Source organism: Citrobacter sp. ANG330 (genome assembly GCF_047467925.1).
In the GTDB taxonomy this organism is placed as follows: Bacteria; Pseudomonadota; Gammaproteobacteria; order Enterobacterales; family Enterobacteriaceae; genus Citrobacter_A; species Citrobacter_A amalonaticus_G.
This window is the reverse complement of sequence record NZ_JASJUI010000015.1, coordinates 62,094-87,673: the sequence shown is the minus strand read 5'-3', so window position 1 is coordinate 87,673 and position 25,580 is coordinate 62,094. Positions and strand designations below refer to the sequence as shown.

At 53.5% G+C, this 25,580-nt stretch carries 23 protein-coding genes and 1 tRNA gene; 14 read left to right on the top strand and 10 right to left on the bottom strand.

Going from position 1 to position 25,580, the window contains the following annotated elements:
• Positions 1-7: 7 nt before the first annotated feature.
• Positions 8-83 (top strand) — tRNA-Trp (locus tag QNN88_RS22050).
• A gap of 104 nt (positions 84-187) precedes the next feature.
• Here QNN88_RS22050 and hdfR read toward each other — a convergent pair.
• Complete coding sequence (gene hdfR / locus QNN88_RS22045) at positions 188-1,021, bottom strand: HTH-type transcriptional regulator HdfR (RefSeq protein WP_414242053.1); 834 nt, start codon at positions 1,019-1,021, stop codon at positions 188-190.
• A gap of 119 nt (positions 1,022-1,140) precedes the next feature.
• Between hdfR and maoP the strand changes: the two genes are divergently transcribed.
• The gene (gene maoP, locus QNN88_RS22040) at positions 1,141-1,479 is read left to right on the top strand and encodes a macrodomain Ori organization protein MaoP (RefSeq protein ID WP_012131115.1); all 339 of its coding nucleotides are present in this window, start codon (positions 1,141-1,143) and stop codon (positions 1,477-1,479) included.
• Positions 1,480-1,502: 23 nt separating this feature from the next.
• On the opposite strand, the gene QNN88_RS22035 is transcribed toward maoP, so the two are convergent.
• On the bottom strand, positions 1,503-3,023 hold the full coding sequence (locus QNN88_RS22035) for a YifB family Mg chelatase-like AAA ATPase (protein WP_414242052.1): 1,521 nt from the start codon (positions 3,021-3,023) through the stop codon (positions 1,503-1,505).
• Between the two features lie 351 nt (positions 3,024-3,374).
• On the opposite strand from QNN88_RS22035, the gene ilvL reads away from it, so the two are divergent.
• The 7 genes from ilvL (at position 3,375) to ilvA (ending at position 9,926) form a co-directional block, all read left to right on the top strand.
• The gene (ilvL, locus tag QNN88_RS22030) at positions 3,375-3,473 is read left to right on the top strand and encodes an ilv operon leader peptide (protein ID WP_001311244.1); all 99 of its coding nucleotides are present in this window, start codon (positions 3,375-3,377) and stop codon (positions 3,471-3,473) included.
• Positions 3,474-3,559: 86 nt separating this feature from the next.
• Entirely contained in the window at positions 3,560-3,610 is a 51-nt protein-coding gene (gene ilvX, locus QNN88_RS22025) for a peptide IlvX (protein WP_193762813.1), read from the top strand.
• Between the two features lie 2 nt (positions 3,611-3,612).
• Entirely contained in the window at positions 3,613-5,259 is a 1,647-nt protein-coding gene (gene ilvG, locus QNN88_RS22020; RefSeq protein ID WP_414242051.1) for an acetolactate synthase 2 catalytic subunit, read from the top strand.
• A complete protein-coding gene (ilvM, locus tag QNN88_RS22015; protein ID WP_042326055.1) occupies positions 5,256-5,519 on the top strand; it encodes an acetolactate synthase 2 small subunit in 264 nt (87 codons plus the stop codon). Before ilvG ends, ilvM begins: the two co-directional genes overlap by 4 nt.
• A gap of 18 nt (positions 5,520-5,537) precedes the next feature.
• Positions 5,538-6,467, top strand: coding sequence for a branched-chain-amino-acid transaminase (ilvE, locus tag QNN88_RS22010; RefSeq protein WP_414242050.1), 930 nt, complete (start codon positions 5,538-5,540; stop codon positions 6,465-6,467).
• Between the two features lie 61 nt (positions 6,468-6,528).
• On the top strand, positions 6,529-8,379 hold the full coding sequence (ilvD, locus tag QNN88_RS22005; RefSeq protein ID WP_414242049.1) for a dihydroxy-acid dehydratase: 1,851 nt from the start codon (positions 6,529-6,531) through the stop codon (positions 8,377-8,379).
• Between the two features lie 2 nt (positions 8,380-8,381).
• Complete coding sequence (gene ilvA / locus QNN88_RS22000) at positions 8,382-9,926, top strand: threonine ammonia-lyase, biosynthetic (protein ID WP_414242055.1); 1,545 nt, start codon at positions 8,382-8,384, stop codon at positions 9,924-9,926.
• A gap of 63 nt (positions 9,927-9,989) precedes the next feature.
• Here the strand turns inward: ilvA and fabV are convergent, their stop codons facing one another.
• Both fabV and ilvY read right to left on the bottom strand, forming a co-directional pair.
• On the bottom strand, positions 9,990-11,183 hold the full coding sequence (fabV, locus tag QNN88_RS21995; protein ID WP_414242048.1) for an enoyl-ACP reductase FabV: 1,194 nt from the start codon (positions 11,181-11,183) through the stop codon (positions 9,990-9,992).
• Between the two features lie 132 nt (positions 11,184-11,315).
• Positions 11,316-12,218 carry an HTH-type transcriptional activator IlvY gene (gene ilvY / locus QNN88_RS21990; protein ID WP_054177003.1) on the bottom strand — a complete coding sequence of 301 codons (903 nt, stop codon included), beginning with the start codon at positions 12,216-12,218 and terminating at the stop codon, positions 11,316-11,318.
• Between the two features lie 152 nt (positions 12,219-12,370).
• Between ilvY and ilvC the strand changes: the two genes are divergently transcribed.
• Positions 12,371-13,846 carry a ketol-acid reductoisomerase gene (gene ilvC, locus QNN88_RS21985; RefSeq protein WP_044267332.1) on the top strand — a complete coding sequence of 492 codons (1,476 nt, stop codon included), beginning with the start codon at positions 12,371-12,373 and terminating at the stop codon, positions 13,844-13,846.
• Between the two features lie 89 nt (positions 13,847-13,935).
• Here the strand turns inward: ilvC and ppiC are convergent, their stop codons facing one another.
• The 4 genes from ppiC to QNN88_RS21965 form a co-directional block, all read right to left on the bottom strand.
• Positions 13,936-14,217 (bottom strand): peptidylprolyl isomerase PpiC, encoded by a 282-nt coding sequence (gene ppiC / locus QNN88_RS21980; RefSeq protein WP_001140251.1) that lies wholly within the window; start codon positions 14,215-14,217, stop codon positions 13,936-13,938.
• Positions 14,218-14,318: 101 nt separating this feature from the next.
• A complete protein-coding gene (locus tag QNN88_RS21975; RefSeq protein ID WP_414242047.1) occupies positions 14,319-15,464 on the bottom strand; it encodes a glycerate kinase in 1,146 nt (381 codons plus the stop codon).
• A gap of 7 nt (positions 15,465-15,471) precedes the next feature.
• On the bottom strand, positions 15,472-16,740 hold the full coding sequence (locus tag QNN88_RS21970) for a GntP family permease (RefSeq protein WP_042998783.1): 1,269 nt from the start codon (positions 16,738-16,740) through the stop codon (positions 15,472-15,474).
• A 119-nt stretch (positions 16,741-16,859) separates the two neighbouring features.
• Positions 16,860-17,999, bottom strand: a complete 1,140-nt coding sequence (locus QNN88_RS21965) for a sugar diacid recognition domain-containing protein (protein ID WP_414242046.1) — start codon at positions 17,997-17,999, stop codon at positions 16,860-16,862.
• Between the two features lie 380 nt (positions 18,000-18,379).
• Between QNN88_RS21965 and rep the strand changes: the two genes are divergently transcribed.
• Positions 18,380-20,404: a DNA helicase Rep gene (rep, locus tag QNN88_RS21960; protein ID WP_125370391.1), complete on the top strand. Its 2,025-nt coding sequence runs from the start codon at positions 18,380-18,382 to the stop codon at positions 20,402-20,404.
• A 46-nt stretch (positions 20,405-20,450) separates the two neighbouring features.
• Here the strand turns inward: rep and gppA are convergent, their stop codons facing one another.
• Together gppA and rhlB are read right to left on the bottom strand one after the other, a co-directional pair.
• A complete protein-coding gene (gene gppA / locus QNN88_RS21955; RefSeq protein WP_414242045.1) occupies positions 20,451-21,932 on the bottom strand; it encodes a guanosine-5'-triphosphate,3'-diphosphate diphosphatase in 1,482 nt (493 codons plus the stop codon).
• Positions 21,933-22,066: 134 nt separating this feature from the next.
• Entirely contained in the window at positions 22,067-23,335 is a 1,269-nt protein-coding gene (gene rhlB, locus QNN88_RS21950; RefSeq protein ID WP_042998787.1) for an ATP-dependent RNA helicase RhlB, read from the bottom strand.
• 118 nt (positions 23,336-23,453) lie between these two features.
• Between rhlB and trxA the strand changes: the two genes are divergently transcribed.
• The 3 genes from trxA (at position 23,454) to rho (ending at position 25,383) form a co-directional block, all read left to right on the top strand.
• The gene (gene trxA, locus QNN88_RS21945; RefSeq protein WP_001280776.1) at positions 23,454-23,783 is read left to right on the top strand and encodes a thioredoxin TrxA; all 330 of its coding nucleotides are present in this window, start codon (positions 23,454-23,456) and stop codon (positions 23,781-23,783) included.
• 133 nt (positions 23,784-23,916) lie between these two features.
• Complete coding sequence (locus tag QNN88_RS21940; protein ID WP_071887707.1) at positions 23,917-24,036, top strand: rho operon leader peptide; 120 nt, start codon at positions 23,917-23,919, stop codon at positions 24,034-24,036.
• Positions 24,037-24,123: 87 nt separating this feature from the next.
• Positions 24,124-25,383 carry a transcription termination factor Rho gene (gene rho, locus QNN88_RS21935; protein ID WP_002437993.1) on the top strand — a complete coding sequence of 420 codons (1,260 nt, stop codon included), beginning with the start codon at positions 24,124-24,126 and terminating at the stop codon, positions 25,381-25,383.
• Positions 25,384-25,580: the final 197 nt, after the last annotated feature.

Below are 25,580 nucleotides of genomic sequence, written 5' to 3'. Positions count from 1 at the left end.
CCTAATTAGGGGCGTAGTTCAATTGGTAGAGCACCGGTCTCCAAAACCGGGTGTTGGGAGTTCGAGTCTCTCCGCCCCTGCCAGAAAATAATCCTTAGCATCTGCTAAGGATTTTTTTTGTCTGTAAAACATACCTCCAGATACCGATCTCTTCCTTTTCTGGCATCCTTGCCAATCTCATTTTTGCTTACTCTTCCAGTACATCTATCTTTAGAAGATCTTTAATCAGCGCATGTTTATCACTATTTTGCAGCCAAATTGCATATAACGGTCGCGAAAGCGTAGCGCTGTCAGCCACGGTATGTAATCCGCCTTTTTCTTTAGCCCAGGCTGTAGGTAACCAGGTACACCCCTTTAGCGCATGAAGCTGCTGTCTGGCCAGCTCTGCGGAACTGGTGGTCAGTATAGGAACCTCATCAGTGGCAATTAAGCCAACTTCATTCTGTTGAAAATCTGGACCCCATTCCAGGCGCAAGTAATTAAGCGAGTCCTTCATGGTTGATGGGCTGACGCAATATAAAGCCAGAGTGAAATAGCCCAGTAACTGACTGCTGAATTCGTCCATTTTTGGGGCTTCTGTGGTGATCAGCAGATCCAGCTGCCGTTCATGCAATTGTTTTACCAGTGACTGGCGCTGCGCAATACGGGCTTCGAATTGCAGACCGTTCTGAGGCTCTTGTGACTGATACAAACGTCCCAACCAGCCGTTGAGCATGCACTCCCACAGAGAGGCGCTGGCACCGATTGAAAACTCATTATGTCTTGAGGTATGAGCGACCTCCTTACGGGCTGCCTGCCAGGTATTCATCAGCGTCTCTGCGTAGGGCAGAAGCTTCTCGCCAGCCGCCGTTAAGCGGATATTATTTCTGTGACGGGTAAAAAGATTCACACCCAGTTGGTTTTCCAGCTGTCTGATGCGAAAGCTGACCGCCGACTGAGTCAGGTAGAGCGCTTCCGCAGCCCGGCCAAAGTGGCGCGTTCGGCTAACTTCCAGGAAAGTTTTTAACAATTCCGTATCCACAGTGCTCTCCGCAAAATTATTTGTCGTTATGATTTAAATGTTTTGTTTTACACTCTGTCAAGCGTAACTAATACTCCGCGCCATAAATAGCCCGGCCAAAAGAATTAGGAGCGTGCAGGATGGCGGAAAGCTTTACGACGACTAATCGATATTTCGACAACAAATATTATCCACGCGGATTCTCTCGTCATGGTGATTTCACCATCAAAGAGGCGCAACTGCTTGAACGTCATGGTTATGCCTTTAACGAGCTGGATCTGGGCAAACGCGAACCCGTTACCGAAGAAGAGAGGCTCTTTGTCGCGGTATGCCGTGGCGAACGTGAGCCAGTGACCGAAGCGGAACGCGTCTGGTCTAAGTATATGACGCGTATCAAGCGTCCTAAACGTTTCCACACCCTGTCCGGCGGTAAACCGCAGATGGAAGGTGCTGAAGACTACACTGAGTCTGACGACTAATAAAAAGGGCGTAAGCCCTTTTTTTACGTCAGTTGGTTCTGCAGATGGACGAGCAGTCGATCAATAGCCCGATAACTGACAGCTTCCTGCAGGTGTCGTCGCGAGATGTGTTCCGCTTGCTCAAGATCGGCAATAGTCCTTGCTACTTTTAACAGCCTTTGCCATGCCCGTATAGACAACCCCAGATGGATAAGAGTCTCTTCAAGCCACTGAGCATCCTCATTTAACAACTGGCAATGCTTACGAATTTCCTTGTTTTGTAATAGTGCGTTTAGCTTGCCCTGTCGTTTGTGCTGTAGTTCCTGCGCGGCAAAAACCCTTTGTTTTACCGTCATGCTACTCTCCCCGCGGACGTTGGTTTGACTAAGTATGCCCGGTGGCGGAAGAGGGATCTCAAGCGACAGATCAAAGCGGTCCAGAAAGGGCCCTGATAGCCGGCTGAGATACCGCAACGTCTGTTCAGGCGTACTCCGGTTGTGGTTGCCCTGGTAGTGCCCTGTTGGGCTGGGATTCATCGCCGCAACTAACTGGAAGCGAGCAGGATAGGTGATTTTCGCTCGCGTGCGTGAAAGGTGGATTTGACCCGATTCTATTGGCTCGCGTAAGGCATCTAGCGTGCGGCGCTCAAACTCGGGTAACTCATCAAGAAATAATATGCCATTGTGTGCAAGCGAGATCTCTCCTGGTGCGGGAATGGAACCGCCCCCGACCATTGCTGTCAGCGATGCGCTGTGGTGTGGTGCGCGAAAGGGGCGTTGTTTCCATCGTTTTTGCACGTTGGTTGAGTTGACCAGACTGAGAATAGCCGCGCTCTCCAGAGCCTCTTCATTGCTCAATGCCGGTAACAGGCCGTTAAGGCGACTGGCAAGCATGGTTTTACCTGTACCTGGCGGACCAATCAAGAGCAGATTATGCCCACCCGCAGCGGTGATTTCGATGCCGCGTTTTCCTTGTTCCTGACCGATGATATCGCTAAGATCGTCAGCGGATGCGTTGATAGCCCAGTTCCCGACCTTCGGACGTTTAAGATCTTGCTTGCCTTCCAGAAACGCACAGACAGCTTGCAGGTGATCGGCAACCAGACATCCCTCGCTGTCGATCAGGCCTACCTCTTCTTCATTCTCCAGAGAAACGATAATCCCTCTTCCTGCCCGAATGGCTTCGGTTGCGCTGGAAATAGCGCCCGGAACGCTGCGTAACGCGCCTGTAAGCGCCAGTTCACCCACTAACTCATATTGACCGAGTTTATGAGTGTTAAGCTGCTCAGAGGCGACCAGAAGCGCCACAGCAATAGGTAAATCATATCGCCCCCCCTCTTTGGGCAGATCGGCAGGGGCGAGATTGATGGTGATTTTCTTCGCTGGAAATTCATACCCGCTATTGATGATCGCGCTGCGTACCCGGTCGCGCGCCTCTTTGACGGTCGTTTCCGGCAAACCTACCAGCGTTAAACCGGGTAAACCATTGCTGATATGGACTTCGATGGTAATCGCTGGTGCATTCACCCCCAGCGCTGCGCGTGTATGGACAATTGACAGTGACATAGCCCCTCCAGATGCCCCTATTATGTCTGAGTTGTTTTCTGCAAGATCATTACAAAATAATGTTTATTCGCAGAAGATTCCGCACTTTTAATGCAACGGGTTTACGTATTCTTTTTTCTGGAAGGGCGCTCGCAATCAGTTTTCCTCTCCTGCGGCATTATGAAAAAGGGGTTTACTTCCGCCCCGAAAGTGAAATTTTTTCAATACGTTTTTTTTGTATGAAAAACAATGATTTTTAGCTAATCCGTTAGCTGAGTCAGAAAAAGGAAAATAAAAAAATCTTGTGCTATTGGCGAAATCTATGGTAACTCTTTAGGCATTCCTTCGAACAAGATGCCAGAAAAGACAAAAATGACAGCCCTTCTACGAGTGATTAGCCTGGTCGTGATTAGCGTGGTGGTGATTATTATCCCACCGTGCGGGGCTGCACTTGGACGAGGAAAGGCTTAAAAATCAAGCCTTAACGAACTAAGACCCCCGCACCGAAAGGTCCGGGGGTTTTTTTTGACCTTAAAAACACAACAGAGGAGCAGAAAATGAATAACAGCATAAAATTCTGTTTCTTCAGATTTATGACGGGGAACTAACTATGAATGGAGCACAGTGGGTGGTACATGCGTTGCGTGCACAGGGGGTCGACACCGTATTCGGCTATCCCGGCGGCGCAATTATGCCGGTCTACGATGCGTTGTACGACGGTGGCGTGGAACACCTGCTGTGCCGACACGAACAGGGGGCCGCGATCGCAGCCATTGGTTATGCCCGTTCCACCGGTAAAACGGGAGTGTGTATCGCCACGTCTGGTCCGGGGGCAACCAACCTGATCACCGGACTTGCAGATGCGCTGTTAGATTCGGTCCCTGTTGTCGCGATCACCGGGCAGGTTGCTGCGCCACTCATCGGCACTGATGCGTTTCAGGAGGTGGACGTACTGGGACTGTCGCTGGCCTGTACTAAGCACAGTTTTCTGGTGCAATCGCTGGAAGAGCTGCCACGCATCATGGCCGAAGCGTTTGAAGTTGCTAACACTGGCCGTCCTGGTCCGGTGCTGGTCGATATTCCGAAAGATATCCAGTTAGCCAGCGGGGCGCTGGAACCCTATTTTACAACCGTTGAAAACGCCGAGCCGTTCCCGCAGGCAGGTGTTGAACAGGCCCGAAAAATGCTGGCTCAGGCGCAGAAACCCATGCTGTATGTGGGTGGTGGTGTAGGCATGGCGCAGGCGGTTCCGGCGCTGCGTGAGTTTATTGCGGTAACACAAATGCCGGTTACCTGCACGCTGAAAGGACTGGGTGCTGTCGAGGCGGATTATCCCTACTATCTGGGTATGCTTGGTATGCATGGTACCAAAGCCGCGAATTTTGCCGTGCAAGAGTGTGATTTGTTGATTGCAGTCGGTGCACGTTTTGATGACCGGGTGACCGGCAAGCTGGATACCTTCGCGCCGCATGCCAGTGTTATCCACATGGATATCGACCCGGCCGAACTGAACAAACTTCGCCGGGCGCATGTCACCTTGCAGGGCGATTTGAATGCGCTACTGCCTGCGCTGCAACAGCCGGTCGACATCGATGAATGGCGTCAGCGTAATGCGGAACTGCGTACTGACCATACCTGGCGTTACGATCATCCCGGAGAGGCCATCTACGCGCCGCTGCTGCTGAAACAGTTGTCGGAGCGTAAACCCGCCGACTGTGTGGTGACGACGGATGTCGGTCAGCATCAGATGTGGTCTGCACAACATATGACGTACAGTCGCCCGGAGAATTTCATCACCTCCAGTGGTTTAGGCACGATGGGCTTTGGTTTACCGGCTGCTGTTGGGGCGCAGGTTGCGCGACCGGACGACACCGTTATCTGTATCTCCGGTGACGGCTCCTTCATGATGAATGTTCAGGAGCTGGGCACCGTAAAACGTAAGCAGTTACCGTTGAAGATAGTCTTACTGGATAACCAACGGTTAGGTATGGTACGACAATGGCAGCAGCTGTTTTTCCAGGAACGATATAGCGAAACCACCTTAACCGATAACCCCGATTTCCTCACGTTAGCCAGCGCCTTCGGCATCCCTGGCCAACACATCACCCGAAAAGACCAGGTTGAAGCGGCACTCGATACCCTGCTGAACAGCGACGGGCCATACCTGCTTCATGTCTCAATCGACGAACTTGAGAATGTCTGGCCACTGGTGCCGCCTGGCGCCAGCAACTCTGAAATGCTGGAGAAATTATCATGATGCAACATCAGGTCGCCGTAGAGGCTCGCTTTAATCCGGAAACGTTAGAACGCGTACTGCGCGTGGTACGCCACCGTGGTTTTCAGGTCTGCGCCATGAATATGGAAGCCGCCCGTGACGCGCAAAATATAAATATCGAATTGACCGTTGCCAGCCCACGGTCGGTCGACTTACTGTTTAGTCAGTTATCAAAGCTGGTAGACGTTGCCCATGTAGCCATCTGCCAGAGCACAACCACATCACAACAAATCCGCGCGTAAGCGCGACAGGAAGAAGAAATGACGACGAAAAAAGCGGATTACATTTGGTTCAATGGCGAGATGGTACGTTGGGAAGACGCGAAAGTTCACGTGATGTCCCACGCACTGCATTACGGTACGTCTGTTTTTGAAGGTATCCGTTGCTATGACTCGCACAAAGGCCCGGTGGTGTTCCGTCATCGCGAACATATGCAGCGTCTGCATGATTCAGCCAAAATTTATCGTTTTCCGGTCTCTCAAAGCGTAGATGAGCTGATGGAGGCCTGCCGTGAAGTGATTCGTAAAAACAATCTGACCAGCGCCTACATTCGTCCGCTGGTGTTTGTTGGCGATGTTGGCATGGGCGTAAACCCGCCAGCCGGTTATACCACCGATGTGATCATTGCTGCGTTCCCGTGGGGGGCATATCTGGGCGCTGAAGCGCTGGAGCAAGGGATTGATGCAATGGTGTCTTCCTGGAATCGTGTCGCACCAAACACCATCCCGACCGCCGCAAAAGCGGGCGGTAACTATCTCTCCTCACTGCTGGTGGGTAGCGAAGCGCGTCGTCACGGTTATCAGGAAGGTATCGCGCTGGACGTGAATGGTTATATCTCTGAAGGCGCCGGTGAAAACCTGTTTGAAGTGAAAGACGGAGTGCTGTTTACCCCGCCGTTTACCTCTTCCGCGCTACCGGGCATCACCCGCGATGCCATTATCAAGCTGGCGAAAGATCTGGGTATCGAAGTGCGCGAGCAGGTACTGTCCCGTGAATCTCTGTATCTGGCGGATGAAGTATTCATGTCCGGTACCGCGGCGGAAATCACCCCGGTTCGCAGTGTTGACGGCATTCAGGTGGGCGAAGGCCGCTGTGGCCCGGTCACCAAACGCATCCAGCAAGCGTTCTTCGGCCTGTTTACCGGCGAAACCGAGGACAAACGGGGCTGGTTGGATCAGGTAAATTCATAATTAAAGATAAATGGGACGGCACGCACCGTCCCGTTTTACAGACACCAGGAGTAAATAACGCATGCCTAAGTATCGTTCCGCCACCACTACACATGGCCGCAATATGGCGGGAGCCCGGGCGTTGTGGCGCGCCACCGGGATGACCGACGCCGATTTTGGCAAACCGATTATCGCCGTCGTGAACTCATTCACCCAGTTTGTGCCAGGGCACGTTCACCTGCGCGATCTCGGTAAACTGGTTGCTGAGCAGATTGAAGCGTCTGGCGGCGTGGCGAAAGAGTTCAATACCATTGCAGTGGATGATGGTATCGCCATGGGCCACGGAGGCATGCTTTATTCACTGCCATCGCGTGAGCTGATCGCCGACTCGGTGGAATACATGGTGAATGCCCATTGCGCCGATGCGATGGTGTGTATCTCCAACTGTGACAAAATCACCCCAGGGATGCTGATGGCTTCTCTGCGTCTGAATATACCGGTGATCTTTGTTTCCGGCGGTCCGATGGAAGCCGGGAAAACCAAACTTTCCGATAAAATCATCAAACTTGATCTGGTCGATGCCATGATCCAGGGTGCGGACCCGAAAGTTTCTGACGATCAGAGTAATCAGGTTGAACGTTCTGCCTGCCCGACCTGCGGCTCCTGTTCCGGAATGTTTACCGCGAACTCAATGAACTGCCTGACCGAAGCGCTGGGTCTGTCGCAACCGGGTAACGGTTCTCTGCTGGCCACCCACGCCGATCGTAAGCAACTGTTCCTCAATGCCGGTAAACGCATTGTTGAGCTGACTAAACGTTACTACGAGCAGGATGACGCCTCCGCGCTGCCGCGTAACATTGCCAGCAAGGCGGCGTTTGAAAACGCCATGACGCTGGATATCGCGATGGGCGGTTCCACGAATACCGTACTGCATTTGCTGGCGGCGGCGCAGGAAGCGGAGATCGACTTCACGATGAGCGATATCGACAAGCTCTCCCGCAAAGTGCCGCAACTGTGCAAAGTGGCGCCAAGTACCCAGAAATACCATATGGAAGACGTTCACCGGGCGGGTGGCGTGCTGGGCATTCTGGGCGAACTGGATCGCGCGGGTCTGTTGAACCGTGACGTGAAAAACGTGCTGGGACTGACGCTGCCGCAAACCCTGGAGCAATATGACATCACGGTGACACAAGATGATGCCGTAAAACAGATGTTCCGTGCGGGTCCGGCGGGGGTTCGCACCACGCAGGCGTTCTCGCAGGATTGCCGCTGGGACTCACTGGATGACGATCGCGCCGAAGGTTGCATTCGCTCGCTGGAACACGCCTACAGCAAAGACGGCGGTCTGGCCGTGCTGTACGGTAACTTCGCGGAAAATGGCTGCATCGTGAAAACCGCCGGTGTGGACGACAGCATCCTGAAATTCACCGGTCCGGCCAAAGTGTATGAAAGCCAGGATGAAGCGGTAGACGCGATCCTCGGCGGCAAAGTGGTGGAAGGTGACGTGGTGGTGATCCGCTACGAAGGGCCGAAAGGCGGACCGGGGATGCAGGAGATGCTCTATCCAACCACCTTCCTCAAATCGATGGGCCTTGGTAAAGCTTGCGCGCTGGTGACAGATGGTCGTTTCTCTGGCGGCACTTCCGGCCTCTCCATTGGCCACGTCTCGCCGGAAGCGGCCAGCGGCGGCAATATCGCGATCATTGAAGACGGCGACATGATTGCTATTGATATTCCAAACCGTGGCATTCAACTGCAGTTGAGCGATGCGGAAATTGCAGCGCGTCGTGAAGCACAGGAAGCTCGCGGCGACAAAGCCTGGACACCGAAAGATCGCCAGCGTCAGGTGTCGTTTGCGCTGCGTGCTTATGCCAGCCTGGCGACCAGCGCCGATAAAGGCGCGGTGCGCGATAAATCGAAACTGGGAGGCTGATGATGGCCGAATCACAACCTCTGTCAGCAGCCCCGGAAGGGGCTGAATATCTGCGTGCGGTACTCCGGGCGCCGGTATATGAAGCGGCGCAGGTGACGCCGCTGCAAAAAATGGAAAAGCTCTCATCGCGCCTTGATAACGTGATCCTCGTGAAGCGAGAAGACAGGCAGCCGGTACACAGCTTCAAACTTCGTGGCGCTTACGCGATGATGGCAGGGCTGACCGAGGCGCAAAAAGCTCACGGGGTGATTACCGCTTCTGCAGGCAACCATGCTCAGGGTGTAGCGTTCTCCTCCGCTCGTCTGGGCGTGAAGGCGCTGATCGTAATGCCCGTGGCAACGGCGGATATCAAAGTTGACGCTGTTCGGGGCTTTGGCGGCGAAGTGCTGCTGCATGGCGCGAACTTTGATGAAGCGAAAGCGAAAGCGATTGAACTGTCGCAGCAGCAGGGTTTTACCTGGGTTCCGCCGTTCGATCACCCGATGGTGATTGCCGGTCAGGGAACGCTGGCGCTGGAATTACTGCAGCAGGATGCCCATCTCGATCGTGTATTTGTACCGGTCGGCGGTGGTGGTCTGGCGGCGGGCGTGGCGGTACTGATCAAACAACTGATGCCGCAAATCAAGGTCATTGCGGTGGAGGCGGAAGACTCCGCCTGTCTGAAAGCGGCTCTGGACGCGGGTCATCCGGTCGATCTCCCGCGCGTTGGGCTGTTCGCCGAAGGTGTGGCGGTTAAACGCATTGGCGATGAAACCTTCCGTCTGTGTCAGGAATATCTCGATGACATCATCACCGTGGATAGCGATGCGATATGTGCGGCGATGAAAGACCTGTTTGAAGATGTTCGCGCAGTGGCGGAGCCTTCCGGTGCGCTGGCGCTGGCGGGAATGAAAAAGTACGTTGCTCAGCACAACATCCGCGGCGAACGTCTGGCACATATCCTTTCCGGCGCTAACGTCAATTTCCACGGCCTGCGCTACGTTTCCGAGCGTTGCGAGCTGGGGGAACAGCGCGAAGCGCTGCTGGCGGTCACCATTCCGGAAGAGAAAGGCAGCTTCCTGAAATTTTGCCAGTTGCTGGGCGGTCGCTCGGTCACTGAGTTTAACTATCGTTTTGCCGATGATAAGAACGCCTGTATTTTCGTCGGTGTCCGGCTGAGCAGGGGGATGGAAGAACGTTCCGAAATCCTGAATTTGCTGCGTGACGGTGGTTACAGCGTGGTCGATCTCTCCGACGATGAAATGGCGAAACTGCACGTCCGCTATATGGTTGGCGGGCGTCCGTCGAAGCCGCTGCAGGAGCGTCTGTTCAGCTTCGAGTTTCCGGAATCGCCGGGCGCGCTGCTTAAGTTTTTGCATACGCTTGGGACGCACTGGAATATCTCGTTGTTTCACTACCGCAGTCATGGGACCGACTACGGGCGCGTGCTGGCGGCGTTTGAACTGGGCGATCATGAACCCGATTTCGAAACGCGTTTGCAGGAACTGGGCTATGAGTGTCACGATGAAACGAATAACCCGGCGTTCCGCTTCTTCCTCGCGGGTTAAACTCTGCCATTAAAAAAGGGTTCATGCTTACACATGAACCCTTTTTGCAACTGTATCAGCAGATTACAGCGTGATCACATCAAATTCGACTTCGGGGTTTACATCTGCCTCGTAATCGACTTCGTCGAGGCCAAAACCGAACAGATTGAGAAACTCAAGCTTGTAGCCTGCATAATCGGTTTCTTGCGCCAGGTTTTCGGTGGTGATCAGTGGCCACAGATCCCGGCATGCCTGCTGAATATCTTCACGCAGTTCCCAGTCATCCATACGGATACGCTGGTGGTCATCAAGCGCAGCCTTGTCACCGTACAAGCTGGTGGTCATCAGGCGGTTAATCTGCTCAATGCATCCTTCGTGAATCCCTTGTTCTTTCATCAGCTTGAAGACCATAGAGATATACAGCGGCATCACTGGAATGGCTGAAGAAGCCTGTGTGACTACCGATTTCAGGACCGCAACGTTGGCTGTGCCATTGATCGGAGACAGTTGATTACGCAGCGCGCCTGCCGCACGGTCAAGGTCTTCTTTCGCTTTACCCAGCGCGCCATGCCAATAGATTGGCCACGTCAGGTCGGTACCGATGTAAGAGTAAGCAACGGTTTTCACGCCGTCGGCCAGCACATTGGCCTGGCGCAGAGCATCTATCCACAGCTCCCAGTCCTCTCCGCCCATTACGGTCACGGTGTTCTGAACTTCTTCTTCCGTTGCGGGTTCAATGCTGGCCGTTGTGATCTGATCTTTGTTGGTATCAATCGCTTTTGAGGTGTAAACCTCGCCAATAGGTTTCAGCGCTGAACGGACAACTTCACCCGTTTTCGGCATTTTACGAACCGGGGAAGCGAGCGAATAAACGACTAAATCAATCTGGCCCAGATCTTCTTTGATGAGCCTGATGACTTCATCACGACATTCGTCGGAGAACGCATCACCGTTAATGCTTTTGGAATACAGACCTTCACGCTTTGCTGCTTCATCGAAAGCCGCGGCGTTATACCAGCCTGCTGAACCTGGTTTCGTTTCTGTACCCGGTTTTTCGAAAAATACGCCGATAGTGGCGGCTCCGCTGCCAAACGCTGCGGAGATTCTCGATGCCAGTCCATAACCGGTTGAAGCACCGATGACCAGCACGCGGGAAGGACCGTTTTCGATTTTCCCGTTTTGTTTAACGTACTCGATCTGCTTTTCCACATTGACTTTACAGCCAGTCGGATGGGTCGTTGTACAGATGAATCCACGGATTTTTGGCTTGATTATCATAATGATGGCTAATTTAGGTTGTGTTTCGCTGTCATAGGGGCAATGACACCGTCTGTGTATTATGGCTTGCCATTATACAGAAAAGATTCCGCAAAACTGAATCTACCTCTGCTTTTAGGCCTGACGCTAATATTACTCGGCAATTTTGCGCTCCAGTACAATTTTCCAGAACGCATCAATAAGCGGCTCATGCAGCCGCTTTTTCGGCGCGCAGACGCCCAGTTCGAACGGGGTTTTCTCGTCGCTACGCTCTAAAATCATCACGCGATTGCGCACCGGTTCGGGGCTGTTTTCCAGCACCACTTCGGGCAGCAGCGCTACGCCACAGCCGAGCGCAACCATCGACACCATCGCTTCATGACCGCCCACGGTAGCATAAATCTGCGGATTACTGATTTTATGGCGACGAAACCACAGCTCAATACGGCGGCGCACCGGGCCCTGATCGGCCATGATAAACGGCACTGTGGACCAGTCGGGTTTCTCTACCGAGACCTGATTGCGTACCGGGCAGGGCAGTGCCGGAGCAATCAACACTACCGCCAGATTTTCCAGCATCGAGAAAGCGACTGCTCCCGGCAGCGTTTCTGGCTTACCGGCAATCGCCAGATCCGCTTCGCCGGTCACCACCTTTTCCATGGCATCGGCGGCGTCGCCGGTGGTGAGTTTAATTTCAACTGAGGGATGCTCCGCGCGAAAACGATCGAGGATTGGCGGCAGATGACTGTAAGCCGCCGTGACCGAGCAAAAGATATGCAGTTCGCCGGACAGCGACGGGCCTTGCTGATCGAGGGTGTGGCGCAGTTGCTGATACTGTAACAGCGTCTGCTGGGCAAACGTTCGCAGCTCTTCACCCGCTTCGGTCAGGGTAACCGTGCGGTTATCGCGGACAAACAACGGCTGGCCGAGGTCTTCTTCCAGGCGCTGGATCTGCCGTGACAGCGTGGAAGGGCTGACGTGCATCGCTCGTGCGCTACGACCAAAGTGACGGCTTTCCGCCAGATGCAGGAACATTTTCAGATCGCGTATATCCACGAATTCTCCTTCCCTTTTTCATGTTGCAGATATTGCAACGTGGCGTTGTGAATATATCAATTTCCGCAATAAATTTCCTGTTGTAATGTGGGTGCATTCTCGCTGAAACGCGAACCGAACAAGAAGACACACAACATCACGAGGTATCACCCATGGCTAACTACTTTAATACACTGAACCTGCGCCAGCAGCTGGCACAACTGGGTAAATGTCGCTTTATGGGCCGCGATGAGTTCGCTGATGGCGCGAGCTACCTTCAGGGTAAAAAAGTGGTTATCGTCGGCTGTGGCGCTCAGGGTCTGAACCAGGGTTTGAACATGCGTGATTCCGGTCTGGATATCTCCTACGCATTGCGTAAAGAGGCGATTGCTGAGAAGCGCGCATCCTGGCGTAAAGCGACTGAAAACGGCTTCAAAGTCGGCACGTATGAAGAGCTGATCCCGCAGGCGGATTTGGTGGTTAACCTGACACCAGACAAACAGCACTCTGACGTGGTGCGTTCTGTACAACCGCTGATGAAAGACGGCGCGGCGCTGGGTTACTCTCACGGCTTCAACATCGTTGAAGTGGGCGAGCAGATCCGTAAAGACATCACCGTGGTGATGGTGGCGCCGAAGTGTCCGGGTACTGAAGTGCGTGAAGAATACAAACGTGGCTTCGGCGTGCCGACGCTGATCGCGGTTCACCCGGAAAACGATCCGAAAGGCGAAGGTATGGCGATTGCCAAAGCCTGGGCCGCGGCCACCGGTGGTCACCGTGCGGGCGTGCTGGAATCCTCTTTCGTTGCGGAAGTGAAATCTGACCTGATGGGCGAGCAGACCATTCTGTGCGGTATGCTGCAGGCGGGCTCTCTGCTGTGCTTCGATAAGCTGGTGGAAGAAGGGACTGACCCGGCATATGCCGAGAAACTGATTCAGTTCGGCTGGGAAACTATCACTGAAGCGCTGAAGCAGGGCGGTATCACGCTGATGATGGACCGTCTGTCCAACCCTGCGAAACTGCGCGCTTACGCGCTGTCCGAACAGCTGAAAGAAATTATGGCGCCGCTGTTCCAGAAACATATGGACGACATCATCTCCGGAGAGTTCTCTTCCGGCATGATGGCTGACTGGGCGAATGATGATAAGAAACTGCTGACCTGGCGTGAAGAGACCGGTAAAACTGCGTTCGAAACCGCGCCGCAGTATGAAGGTAAAATCGGCGAGCAGGAGTACTTCGATAAAGGCGTACTGATGATCGCGATGGTGAAAGCGGGCGTTGAGCTGGCGTTCGAAACGATGGTAGATTCCGGCATCATCGAAGAGTCCGCGTACTACGAATCACTGCACGAGCTGCCGCTGATCGCCAACACCATCGCCCGTAAGCGTCTGTACGAAATGAACGTGGTTATCTCTGATACCGCAGAATACGGTAACTACCTGTTCTCTTACGCCTGCGTACCGCTGCTGAAAGAGTTCATGACTACGCTGCAGACCGGCGACCTGGGTAAAGCGATTGCTGAAGGCGCAGTGGATAACGCTCAGTTGCGTGATGTCAACGACGCGATTCGCAGCCATGCTATTGAGAAAGTCGGCCAGAAACTGCGCGGCTATATGACGGATATGAAGCGCATTGCGGTAGCGGGTTAAGTAGATTGTCGGGTGGCGCTAGCGCTTACCCGACCTACAAAAGAACAACATCGTAGGCCCGGTAAGCGCTAGCGCCACCGGGCTTTTTATTAGTTGCGATACAACACTTTGATAATGTGATAACCGAACTGGGTGTGCAGCGGGCCGGTAGGCTCCAGCACCGGGCAGGAAAAGACTACTTTATCGAACGCCGGAACCATCTGGCCCTGGCGGAATTCACCTAAATCACCGCCTCGTTTGCCTGACGGGCAGATGGAGTGTTTCTTCGCCAGTTTGCCGAAGTCGGCGCCGTTTTTAATCTGCTCCAGAAGATCCAGTGCCAGTTTCTCTTCTTTAACAAGGATATGCAGTGCTGCTGCGGTTTTTGCCATGGTCGTGCCTTGAGTCGGGGAAATGAAGGAGGCGATTTTAGCACGTGGGGAGAGGGAAAGAATATCCAGGCCAGTCGTTGGTGACTGGCCTGGATACAGGATTAGTGTAACTGCTGCTGCGACAGCTTCCAGACGCTGGCAATATTACGTGCCGAAATGCGCAGATTGTATTCCGCGTCCTCTAAGGCTTCCGGTAGCGTGGCGATGCGCGTCAACACAGAGAAAACAGCATCCAGCCCATGCTCATGAACAATCTGATGATCCAGAGTTAAACCGCCGGCAAGCGCAATCACTGGTTTTTGATAGCGTTTGGCGCAGCGGGCGACGCCAATCGGCGTTTTGCCGCAGATGCTCTGGCTGTCGAGGCGGCCCTCCCCGGTGATCACCAGACTGGCATCGGCTACCAGACGCTCCAGCTGCAGCGCGTTAATCACAATCTCTACGCCGGGTTTTAAATCAGCGTCCAGTAGACCGAGTAATGCGGCTCCCATTCCGCCTGCTGCGCCAGCGCCTGGCGTATTCATTACATCCCGACCGGTAAACTCCTGTAGTCGCTTGCCATAAACCGCCAGCGCACCGTCTAACGCTGCAACCATTTCTTCCGTCGCCCCTTTTTGTGGGCCGAAAATGGCAGAGGCGCCCGTCGGACCGCACAGCGGATTGTTGACGTCGCAGGCCACGGTGACGGAGACCGTCTTCAGGCGCGGGTCGGCGCGGGAGGTGTCGATTTTTGCCAGTTTACTGAGCGCTCCGCCGCCTGGGGGAAGCGCATCTCCATGCGCATCAAGAAGGGCAATCCCCAGCGCCTGCAGCATGCCCGCGCCTCCGTCATTCGTCGCGCTGCCGCCAATGCCGAGAATAATGTGCTCAACGCCCCGATCGAGAGCGGCAAGGATGAGCTCGCCCGTTCCATAGCTGGTGGTTATCAGTGGGTTACGATGCTCTGGCGATACATGGTGGAGACCTGACGCCGCGGCCATTTCGATCACCGCCGTCTTCCCGTCACCCAACACTCCCCAGCGAGCCTGGACCTGTGTTCCCAGAGGTCCCGTGACATCGATAAATTGGTAATGGCCCTCAGTGGCCTCCACCATCGACTCAACGGTGCCTTCGCCGCCGTCCGCCATCGGTAATTTGACATACTGGGCATCGGGATATATTTCGCGAAACCCCTGTTCGATAGCCGACGCCACCTGCATGGCAGACAAACTTTCTTTAAATGAATCTGGTGCGATAACAATTTTCATCGTGTGCTTACCCGGCGAGTCCGAAGACACCAAACAGCAGTGTCGAAATCAATGCGATGACGAAACCGACAAGGGTTTCATAAGGCAGAAGTTTTAAGCGTTCATGGATTTGCATACTGACGCTACCGCCAGTGGCGTGGAAAAAACTGCCGTGAGGGAGATGATCCAGAACAGTCGCCCCGGCATGAATCATGACTGCACCGGCAAGCGCAGAGACGCCAAGCCCCAGTAGCGTCTGGCTGAACACGCCTGCCGCAACGGCGGTTCCGGCTGTTGTCGACGCGGTGGCCATCGACATAATTGCGCCAGAGATGGGGGCCAGGAGATAAGAAGGGAGACCGGAAGAGGTTAACCCATCGATCAGGACCTCTTTTAACGCCGAGTTGGCAATGATGCCGGCCAGCGTGCCGGTACCGAGCAGCATAATGGCGACAGGAGCCATGCGCGTCAGCCCGGACATCATAAAGGCGTTACTTTGTTTAAATCGGCCCATCAGGATCGCGCCGACTAATCCTCCCACTGGCAGAGCAATGAGCGGATCGATAGCAATGCCCGCAACAGGACGCAGCGCTAACAGAATAATGGCAACAAGGGGGGCGCTGATGGCGGCCAGGAATCCGGGTTGCGTACCGTGTGTGTCCTGAGAAATGATCTCTTCCGTCGTGACCATCGAGCCTTTTTGGCTAAGACGCTTCGCCAGAAAATAGGCGATTGCCAGGCCGAACAGGCCGGGAATAATCCCTCCCATCATGACGGATGTGAGCGGGACATGGAAGGAATCCGAAGCGGCAATGGCATTGGGATTTGGCGACATTACGTTACCCGCTTTGCCCCCGCCAATCATCGCCAGCAAAATGGCGAGTTTTGATAGCCCGGCGCGTCTGGCTATCGAAAGCGCAATCGGCGCGACGGTAATCACCGCGACATCGATAAAAACGCCAACGGCCGTCAGAATCATCGTGGCGATGGCTAATGCGAGCAGGGCGCGACTTTCGCCCACTTTTTTTACCACCGTTTCCGCGATAGTGTTCGCGGCGCCGGATTCGATCAGTACACCAGCCAGTACACCTGCAGCGAGAATACGCAGTACGGCATTGGTGATGCCCTGCGCACCCGTGACCATCAACGTGACGGTCTGAACCAGGTCTGCCCCGCCGACGAGGCCGCCAACCAGCGCACCCACCATCATGCCGTACGCGGGAGAGACTTTGCGTAATATTAAGACGATCGCCACCACGAGTGCGATGATGGCGCCTGTTGCGGATATTGAAACCATCTTCTGCTTTCTCCATTAAATTGACTGGGGCAGTATGGAGAAGCCGCCGGGAATAGCCTTGTGAGGATCCGCTAAAAAATACGCGTCTGACAGGATGTAAATTTGGAGGAAAATACAGACTACCGCTGCAGCTCCATGCCAATGTACAACCAAAGGAGTTGTTTCAAGTTGTTGATTTTTATTCCAGTTATCTCTTCAACGCGTTGCAGTCGATAGCGCAGGGTATTCACATGAACATGCAGACTGGTGGCAGTTTGCGAAAGATCACAATTATGTTCGAAATAGTGCTGCAATGTTTTTTGCATGACGCCTTTGCTGTCCTGAGCAACCAAATCGCGCCATATTTTTGATAACTCTTCCGCTTGCCAGGTGCCGGAAAGTCCCCCCAGCAATGAGGCCAGCGCATAGTCATCGTGAAAGATAAACTGATGCTTAAGCTTCAGCCTTTTCACCATCGCCTGGGTTGATTTCGCCGTCTGATAGGAGCGTCGCAGGCCATTTTCTCCCGCAAAATACCCGCCGACGATGAGACGTGAAAAGCCACAGGATTGCGCGTAATGTTTAAATTTCTGTAGCTCGTGCTGCTCCAGCGATTTATTGAGAGTCCCATTTTTCAGGGTGACGGGCTTGAGGATAATCAGCTCGTTAAAGTCGGAAAATGTCACCAGATGGTCGCGGGCGCTGTATTCAAAATAATCCATCAGCGTTCGTAGCGCATCGCGATCCGGCTGCTGCAACTCCATGATAAGCACCACGCGCGGCACCTGGAGATTAACGCCTAACCATGAGACCACGGCGCTTAACGATAACGGAGGCTGATCGCGTAAAATGAGCTGGTTGATCAGCTCTTCGCGGTAGCGTTTATCCCACTGTTTTTGTTCCAGCAGCGCCATTTGTTCAATGATGAGTTCCGACGCCATCTTGACGAGTTGCGCATAAGCCTTCACCTCACCCGGCTCTCCGGTGATACCCAGTACGCCGATAAGCTGATCGCGAAAATTTATCGGTAAATTAATACCGGGCTTCACGCCTTTGAGTTTGTCTGCTGTCGCCGAATCGATTTCAACAATCCGGTTTTCAGTTAACGCCAGCACCGCACCTTCGTGGCGCTGATGTAAACGGGACGCCTCACCGGAGGCAATGATCATACCGTGTTCATTCATAACGTTAACCGAATAGGGGATAATCCCCATCGTGCGTTGGACTATCTGGCGAGCGGTTGAGTCTTGTAGGTAGTAAGTGGCCTGGATCTTATTCATTGTATGCTCAGCATGAGAGGAGGTGCGGTACGTGGCAGCACCTGATTTATTAGCGTATTTGATTCAGAAATGTTTCGGTTGAATAAACAAAGAAAGTGGGATGAACGGTCTTCTTTTTGTTGGTTTATACAAGCCAAAGCAGCTTAGCCCGTCTATTGTTACTGTTTTCCTTTTATACTCAATATGTTAATTCAACCCCTTGTGCAGGCGTCGTGTAATTTTTTCCGTGTGATCGGCGTTCAGAATTGTTCATAATCTGGACAGCAGCACACGCTCACTTGCTCTCACAGGCAGCGTCACGCGCGGTTACGGAAAGCTCAATCTCTGCCTCGCTTTCTGCTACAATTCGTCCCCCGTTCGAAGATTGAGCACTTTTTCCTATGCGTTTAAATCCCGGCCAACAACAAGCTGTCGAATTCGTCACCGGACCTTGCCTGGTGCTGGCGGGGGCGGGTTCCGGTAAGACACGCGTGATCACCAACAAGATAGCTCACCTGATCCGTGGCTGCGGCTATCAGGCTCGGCACATTGCCGCCGTCACCTTTACCAATAAAGCGGCGCGTGAGATGAAAGAGCGTGTTGGACAAACGCTGGGACGCAAAGAAGCGCGCGGGTTGATGATCTCCACTTTCCATACGCTGGGGCTGGAGGTGATTAAACGCGAATACGCGGCATTGGGGATGAAATCGAATTTCTCTCTGTTTGACGATACGGATCAGGTTGCGCTGCTCAAAGACCTGACAGAAGGGCTGATTGAAGACGACAAAGTCGTGTTGCAACAGCTGATCTCGACGATCTCGAACTGGAAGAATGATCTGAAAACGCCCGCGCAGGCTGCCGCCAGTGCGAAAGGCGAGCGCGATCGCATCTTCGCCCACTGCTACGGGCTGTACGATGCGCATATGAAAGCCTGTAACGTCCTCGACTTTGACGATTTGATTCTGCTGCCGACGCTGCTGTTGCAGCGTAATGAAGAGGTGCGTGAGCGCTGGCAGAACAAGATTCGCTATCTGCTGGTGGATGAATACCAGGACACCAACACCAGTCAGTACGAACTGGTGAAATTGCTGGTGGGAAACCGGGCGCGATTCACGGTGGTAGGGGATGACGATCAGTCGATTTACTCCTGGCGCGGGGCGCGTCCGCAAAACCTGGTGTTGTTAAGTCAGGATTTCCCGGCGCTTCAGGTCATCAAACTGGAGCAGAACTATCGTTCTTCCGGGCGGATCCTGAAGGCGGCAAACATCCTCATTGCCAATAACCCGCACGTTTTTGAAAAACGGCTTTTTTCCGAGCTGGGATACGGCGCGGAACTCAAAGTCCTGAGTGCGAATAATGAGGAGCACGAAGCCGAGCGGGTGACCGGGGAGCTGATCGCTCATCACTTTGTGAATAAAACGGAATATAAGGATTACGCCATTCTGTATCGCGGCAACCACCAGGCGCGAGTGTTTGAAAAATTCCTCATGCAGAACCGGATCCCCTACAAAATCTCTGGCGGTACGTCGTTTTTCTCCCGCCCGGAGATTAAAGATTTGCTGGCCTATCTGCGCGTATTAACGAATCCGGATGATGACAGCGCGTTTCTGCGCATTGTGAATACGCCAAAGCGTGAAATCGGCCCCGCCACATTGCAAAAGCTGGGCGAATGGGCGATGACGCGCAACAAAAGCCTGTTTACCGCCAGCTTTGATCTGGGGTTGAGCCAGACGCTCACCGGACGCGGCTATGACTCGCTCACTCGTTTTACCCACTGGCTGGGCGAGGTTCAGCGGCTGGCTGAACGTGAGCCGATTGCCGCTGTGCGCGATCTCATCCACGGAATTGATTACGAATCATGGCTTTATGAAACGTCGCCCAGCCCAAAAGCTGCTGAAATGCGCATGAAAAACGTCAACCAGCTGTTTAGCTGGATGACTGAAATGCTGGAAGGGAGCGAACTGGATGAGCCGATGACGCTCACGCAGGTGGTTACGCGTTTCACGCTGCGCGACATGATGGAACGCGGCGAGAGTGAGGAAGAGCTGGATCAGGTGCAACTGATGACGCTACACGCCTCGAAAGGGCTGGAGTTCCCGTATGTGTTTATGGTGGGTATGGAAGAAGGCTTTCTGCCGCACCAGAGCAGCATCGATGAAGACAACATTGATGAAGAGCGCCGTCTGGCCTATGTCGGCATCACCCGCGCGCAGAAAGAGCTGATTTTTACGCTGTGTAAAGAGCGGCGTCAGTACGGTGAGCTGGTGCGCCCGGAGCCGAGCCGTTTCCTGCTGGAGTTACCGCAGGACGATCTGATCTGGGAGCAGGAGCGTAAAGTGGTGAGTGCCGAAGAACGGATGCAGAAAGGGCAAAGCCATCTGGCGAATCTGAAAGCGATGATGGCCGCGAAAAGAGAGAAATCGTAGGCTGGAAGCCGGATAAGGTGTTTACGCCGCTACCGGCAGTAAATGATTAACGCACGTCTAAAGGCCAGTGGACATAACTCTGCCACTGGCTTTCTTGTTCAATCAACTCTTTGCCCAGTGGATGCTGTTCCAGCCAGTTCGGCGGCAGCGTTAAGGTGAGAATTTCATTCGACGCCTGCAGTGTAATGACGGGCACCAGATCGTCACGACGACGGCTGGCAAAGATAATCGCCAGTCTGAGCAGACGACAAAGATGTTCCGCTACCCGCGGCGGCACGGCGTTTTGCTGATGTAGAGACGAAAGATCGACCGGGTTGGTCTGATTTAACAACAGCGTGGCGAGCAGTTTTTTCTGTGCGGGCGTGAAGCCCGGCAGATCCAGATTGCGGACCAGATAGGCAGCGTGCTGAGGCGCTTGCCTGAAATCAACGCTCAGGCCTATTTCGTGCAGCTGGCAGGCGCTGATCAGCAGTTCTCGGCTGATCGGCTCAAGATGCCACTCATTTTCTACCTGATCGAGAAAACTCACCGCCAGACTGGCAACGCGATGCGCCTGCTCGGTATCCACCATAAACCGGCGCTGAATGTTACGCAGTGTGCGGCTACGAATATCCTGATCCACCGCGAGATGGAGCATTCCGTAGACCAGACCTTCACGCAATGCCCCGCCAGCCAGGGTCATACACTGGATATTGAGTTCGGTGAAGATCGCAATCAGAATGGCCAGCCCGCTGGGGAAGACCAGTGCGCGTTCCAGAGTTAACCCTTCAATTTCCAGCTCTTCCAGACGACCACAGTGAATCGCCCGCTGTTTCAACTGCTGCAGTTTCGCCAGCGTGATGCGCTCATCCATCCCCTGCGCCATCATGATTTCCTGCAACGCCTGAACCGTACCGGAGGCACCGACACAGACTTTCCAGCCGTGATAGCGAAGTTCATCAGCAATCGGGCGCAGCACATCGCGTGCGGCTTTTTCCGCTTCGTCGAAATTCTCTTGCGCCAGATTGCGATCGGTAAAGTAGCGTTCAAGCCAGGTGACACAGCCCATAGACAGGCTGAACAGAGAGGTGGTTTGCGCACCCGTTCCGGTGACCAGTTCAGTGCTGGCGCCGCCGATATCGACGACCAGACGTTGATCCGCACCGCCAGTGGTGTGCGCCACGCCCTGATAAATCAGACGTGCTTCTTCTTCGCCGCTGATGACCTGAACCGGACAACCGAGGATTTCCTGCGCTTTAGCGATAAACTCGCTGGCATTCACCGCGATACGCAAGGTTGCGGTGGCGACGACGCGGATTTGCGGCTGCGGAATATCCTGTAGGCGTTCAGCGAACAGACGCAGGCATTGCCAGCCGCGCTCCATGGCTTCAGCAGAAAGGACATTGTTGTTGTTAAGTCCAGCGGCCAGACGCACCTTACGTTTAATGCGCGTGAGCGTCTGGATGCTACCCGCGACCTCGCGTACTACCAGCATATGAAAACTATTGGAACCGAGATCAATAGCTGCGTACAACGAGGTAGAATTCATACACTTCATCCCTAAACCAGTATCTGTGTTGGCTGCGTTTTCTCACCCGAATCACTGACTAAAGTCAGCGCATCGGGGTCTGTTTTCTTGCCGCCTTGATACAGGCTGAAAGAGGTTGTGTATGGCATAACTTTTTAACCTGAACGACGACGATTACGCGGGGCTCCACCAGAGCGGCGCGGGCCATTGCCAGGGCGCGTACGCGTCAGACGCAGCGGCTTCGGCAGATTGTTCATCAACGCTTCCGGGTTGTATTTACTCACCGGAATCGAGTGACCAATGTAGGTTTCAATCGCAGGCAGGTTCAGGGCGTACTCTTCGCAGGCCAGGCTGATCGAGTGACCGCTTGCGCCAGCACGGCCCGTACGACCGATACGGTGTACATAGTCTTCGCAATCGTCCGGCAGATCGTAGTTAAAAACGTGCGTCACGGCCGGAATATGCAGACCGCGTGCGGCAACGTCGGTGGCGACCAGGATATCCAGATCGCCACGGGTGAACTCGTCGAGAATACGCAGACGTTTTTTCTGTGCGACGTCGCCGGTCAGTAAGCCGACGCGGTGACCATCGGCGGCCAGGTGACCCCAGATATCTTCGCAACGGTGTTTGGTGTTCGCGAAGATGATGGCGCGATCCGGCCACTCTTCCTCGATGAGCGTTTGCAATAAGCGCATTTTCTCTTCGTTAGACGGATAGAAAAGCTCTTCTTTAATACGGTGACCCGTTTTCTGTTCTGGCTCAACTTCAACGTATTCGGCGTTGTTCATCTGTTCGAACGCCAGTTCACGCACACGGTAAGAAAGGGTGGCTGAGAACAACATGTTCAGGCGCTGGTTGGCCGGCGGCATGCGGCGGAACAACCAGCGGATATCTTTAATAAAGCCCAAATCGTACATGCGATCGGCTTCATCGAGGACCACCACCTGGATGGCGCCCAGATTGATGTGATTCTGTTTCGCGTAGTCGATCAGACGACCCGTAGTGCCGATGAGAATATCGACGCCACTTTCCAGCACTTTCAGCTGTTTGTCGTAACCGTCACCACCGTATGCAAGACCCAGCTTCAGACCGGTTGTCTGTGCCAGCGGCTCGGCATCGGCGTGGATCTGCACGGCTAACTCACGCGTCGGCGCCATAATCAAGGCGCGAGGCTGGTTCACCTTGCGATCGTCAATCGCGGGATGAGAGAGAAGATAATGAAACGTCGACGTCAGGAACGCCATCGTTTTTCCGGTACCGGTTTGCGCCTGCCCTGCAACATCGCGACCCGCCAGCGTTAGCGGCAGTGCGAGGGCCTGTATGGGCGTGCAGTTATGAAAGCCTTTGTTTTCAAGGGCTTCTATAACCTTTGGGTGCAGGGCGAAGTCGGAAAACTTCTGTTCTGTTAAATGTGTTTTGCTCATAGTGTGGTAGAATATCAGCTTACTATTGCTTTACGAAAGCGTATCCGGTGAAATAAAGTCAACCTTTAGTTGGTTAATGCTATACCAACACGCCAGGCATAATCCTGTGGAGTTATATATGAGCGATAAAATTATTCACCTGACTGACGACAGTTTTGACACGGATGTACTCAAAGCGGACGGGGCGATCCTCGTTGATTTCTGGGCAGAGTGGTGCGGACCGTGCAAAATGATCGCCCCGATTCTGGATGAAATCGCTGACGAATATCAGGGCAAATTGACGGTTGCTAAACTGAACATTGACCAAAACCCAGGCACTGCGCCGAAGTATGGTATCCGTGGCATCCCGACCCTGCTGCTGTTCAAGAACGGTGAAGTTGCAGCGACCAAAGTGGGCGCTCTGTCCAAAGGTCAGCTGAAAGAGTTCCTCGACGCTAACCTGGCGTAAGCAGGACGTCTCATGTTCGGGCGACCAGAATCCTAATTGATGCGGATGACTGGACGCCCGACTTGAGTCGTGCTAAGTTAGTGTTGACTTCGTATTAAACATACCTTATTAAGTTTGAATCTTGATAACTCCAATACTTCCCGTTTTTTCTCGCACGCGAAGTGGACAGATTCCTGGCTTATCATTCAATCCGTCTTGTCGTTTCAGTTCTGCGTACTTTCCTGTGACCAGACAGCGAACAGACATGAGTTGATGGCCGTAAACAGGCATGGATGACCCTGCCATACCATTCACAACATTAAGTTCGAGATTTACCCCAAGTTTAAGAACTCACACCATTATGAATCTTACCGAATTAAAGAATACGCCGGTTTCTGAGCTGATCACTCTCGGCGAAAATATGGGGCTGGAAAACCTGGCTCGTATGCGCAAGCAGGACATTATTTTTGCCATCCTGAAGCAGCACGCAAAGAGTGGCGAAGATATCTTTGGTGACGGTGTGCTGGAGATATTGCAGGATGGATTTGGTTTCCTCCGTTCTGCAGACAGCTCCTATCTCGCCGGTCCTGATGACATCTACGTTTCCCCCAGCCAAATCCGCCGTTTCAATCTCCGCACTGGTGATACCATCTCTGGTAAGATTCGCCCGCCAAAAGAAGGCGAACGTTACTTTGCGCTGCTGAAAGTTAACGAAGTTAACTACGACAAACCGGAAAACGCCCGTAACAAAATCCTCTTCGAAAACTTAACCCCGCTGCACGCAAACTCTCGTCTGCGTATGGAACGTGGTAACGGTTCTACCGAAGACTTAACGGCGCGCGTTCTGGATCTGGCTTCCCCTATTGGTCGTGGTCAGCGTGGTCTGATCGTCGCACCGCCGAAAGCCGGTAAAACCATGCTGCTGCAAAATATTGCCCAGAGCATCGCTTACAACCACCCAGACTGTGTGCTGATGGTGCTGCTGATCGATGAACGTCCGGAAGAAGTTACCGAGATGCAGCGTCTGGTTAAAGGTGAAGTGGTCGCGTCTACTTTTGACGAACCAGCATCCCGTCACGTTCAGGTTGCAGAAATGGTGATCGAGAAAGCGAAACGTCTGGTTGAGCATAAGAAAGACGTTATCATCCTCCTCGACTCCATCACCCGTCTGGCGCGTGCGTACAACACCGTGGTTCCTGCTTCCGGTAAAGTGTTGACCGGTGGTGTGGACGCGAACGCCCTGCATCGTCCGAAGCGTTTCTTTGGTGCGGCGCGTAACGTGGAAGAGGGCGGCAGCCTGACCATCATCGCAACGGCGCTGATCGATACCGGCTCTAAGATGGATGAAGTTATCTACGAAGAGTTTAAAGGCACCGGTAACATGGAACTGCACCTCTCTCGTAAGATTGCTGAAAAACGCGTCTTCCCGGCTATCGACTACAACCGTTCCGGTACCCGTAAAGAAGAGCTGCTCACTACTCAGGAAGAGCTGCAGAAAATGTGGATCCTGCGCAAGATTATTCACCCGATGGGCGAAATCGATGCGATGGAATTCCTCATTAATAAACTGGCGATGACCAAGACCAACGACGACTTCTTCGACATGATGAAGCGCTCGTAAACTTGCTTTCAGCCGAAAACGCCACGTTTTTACGTGGCGTTTTGCTTTTATGTCTGTAATCTTAACGCTAAATTAACAAACCTGGGATTATCGCTCACCGCTGCGCGCGCGTCAGCTATCAAGTGCGACCCGTGGTTAATAATTAAACAAAACAGACGGTTCGGACTGGAGTTTCACTTCTGAATACTGGCCTTCGT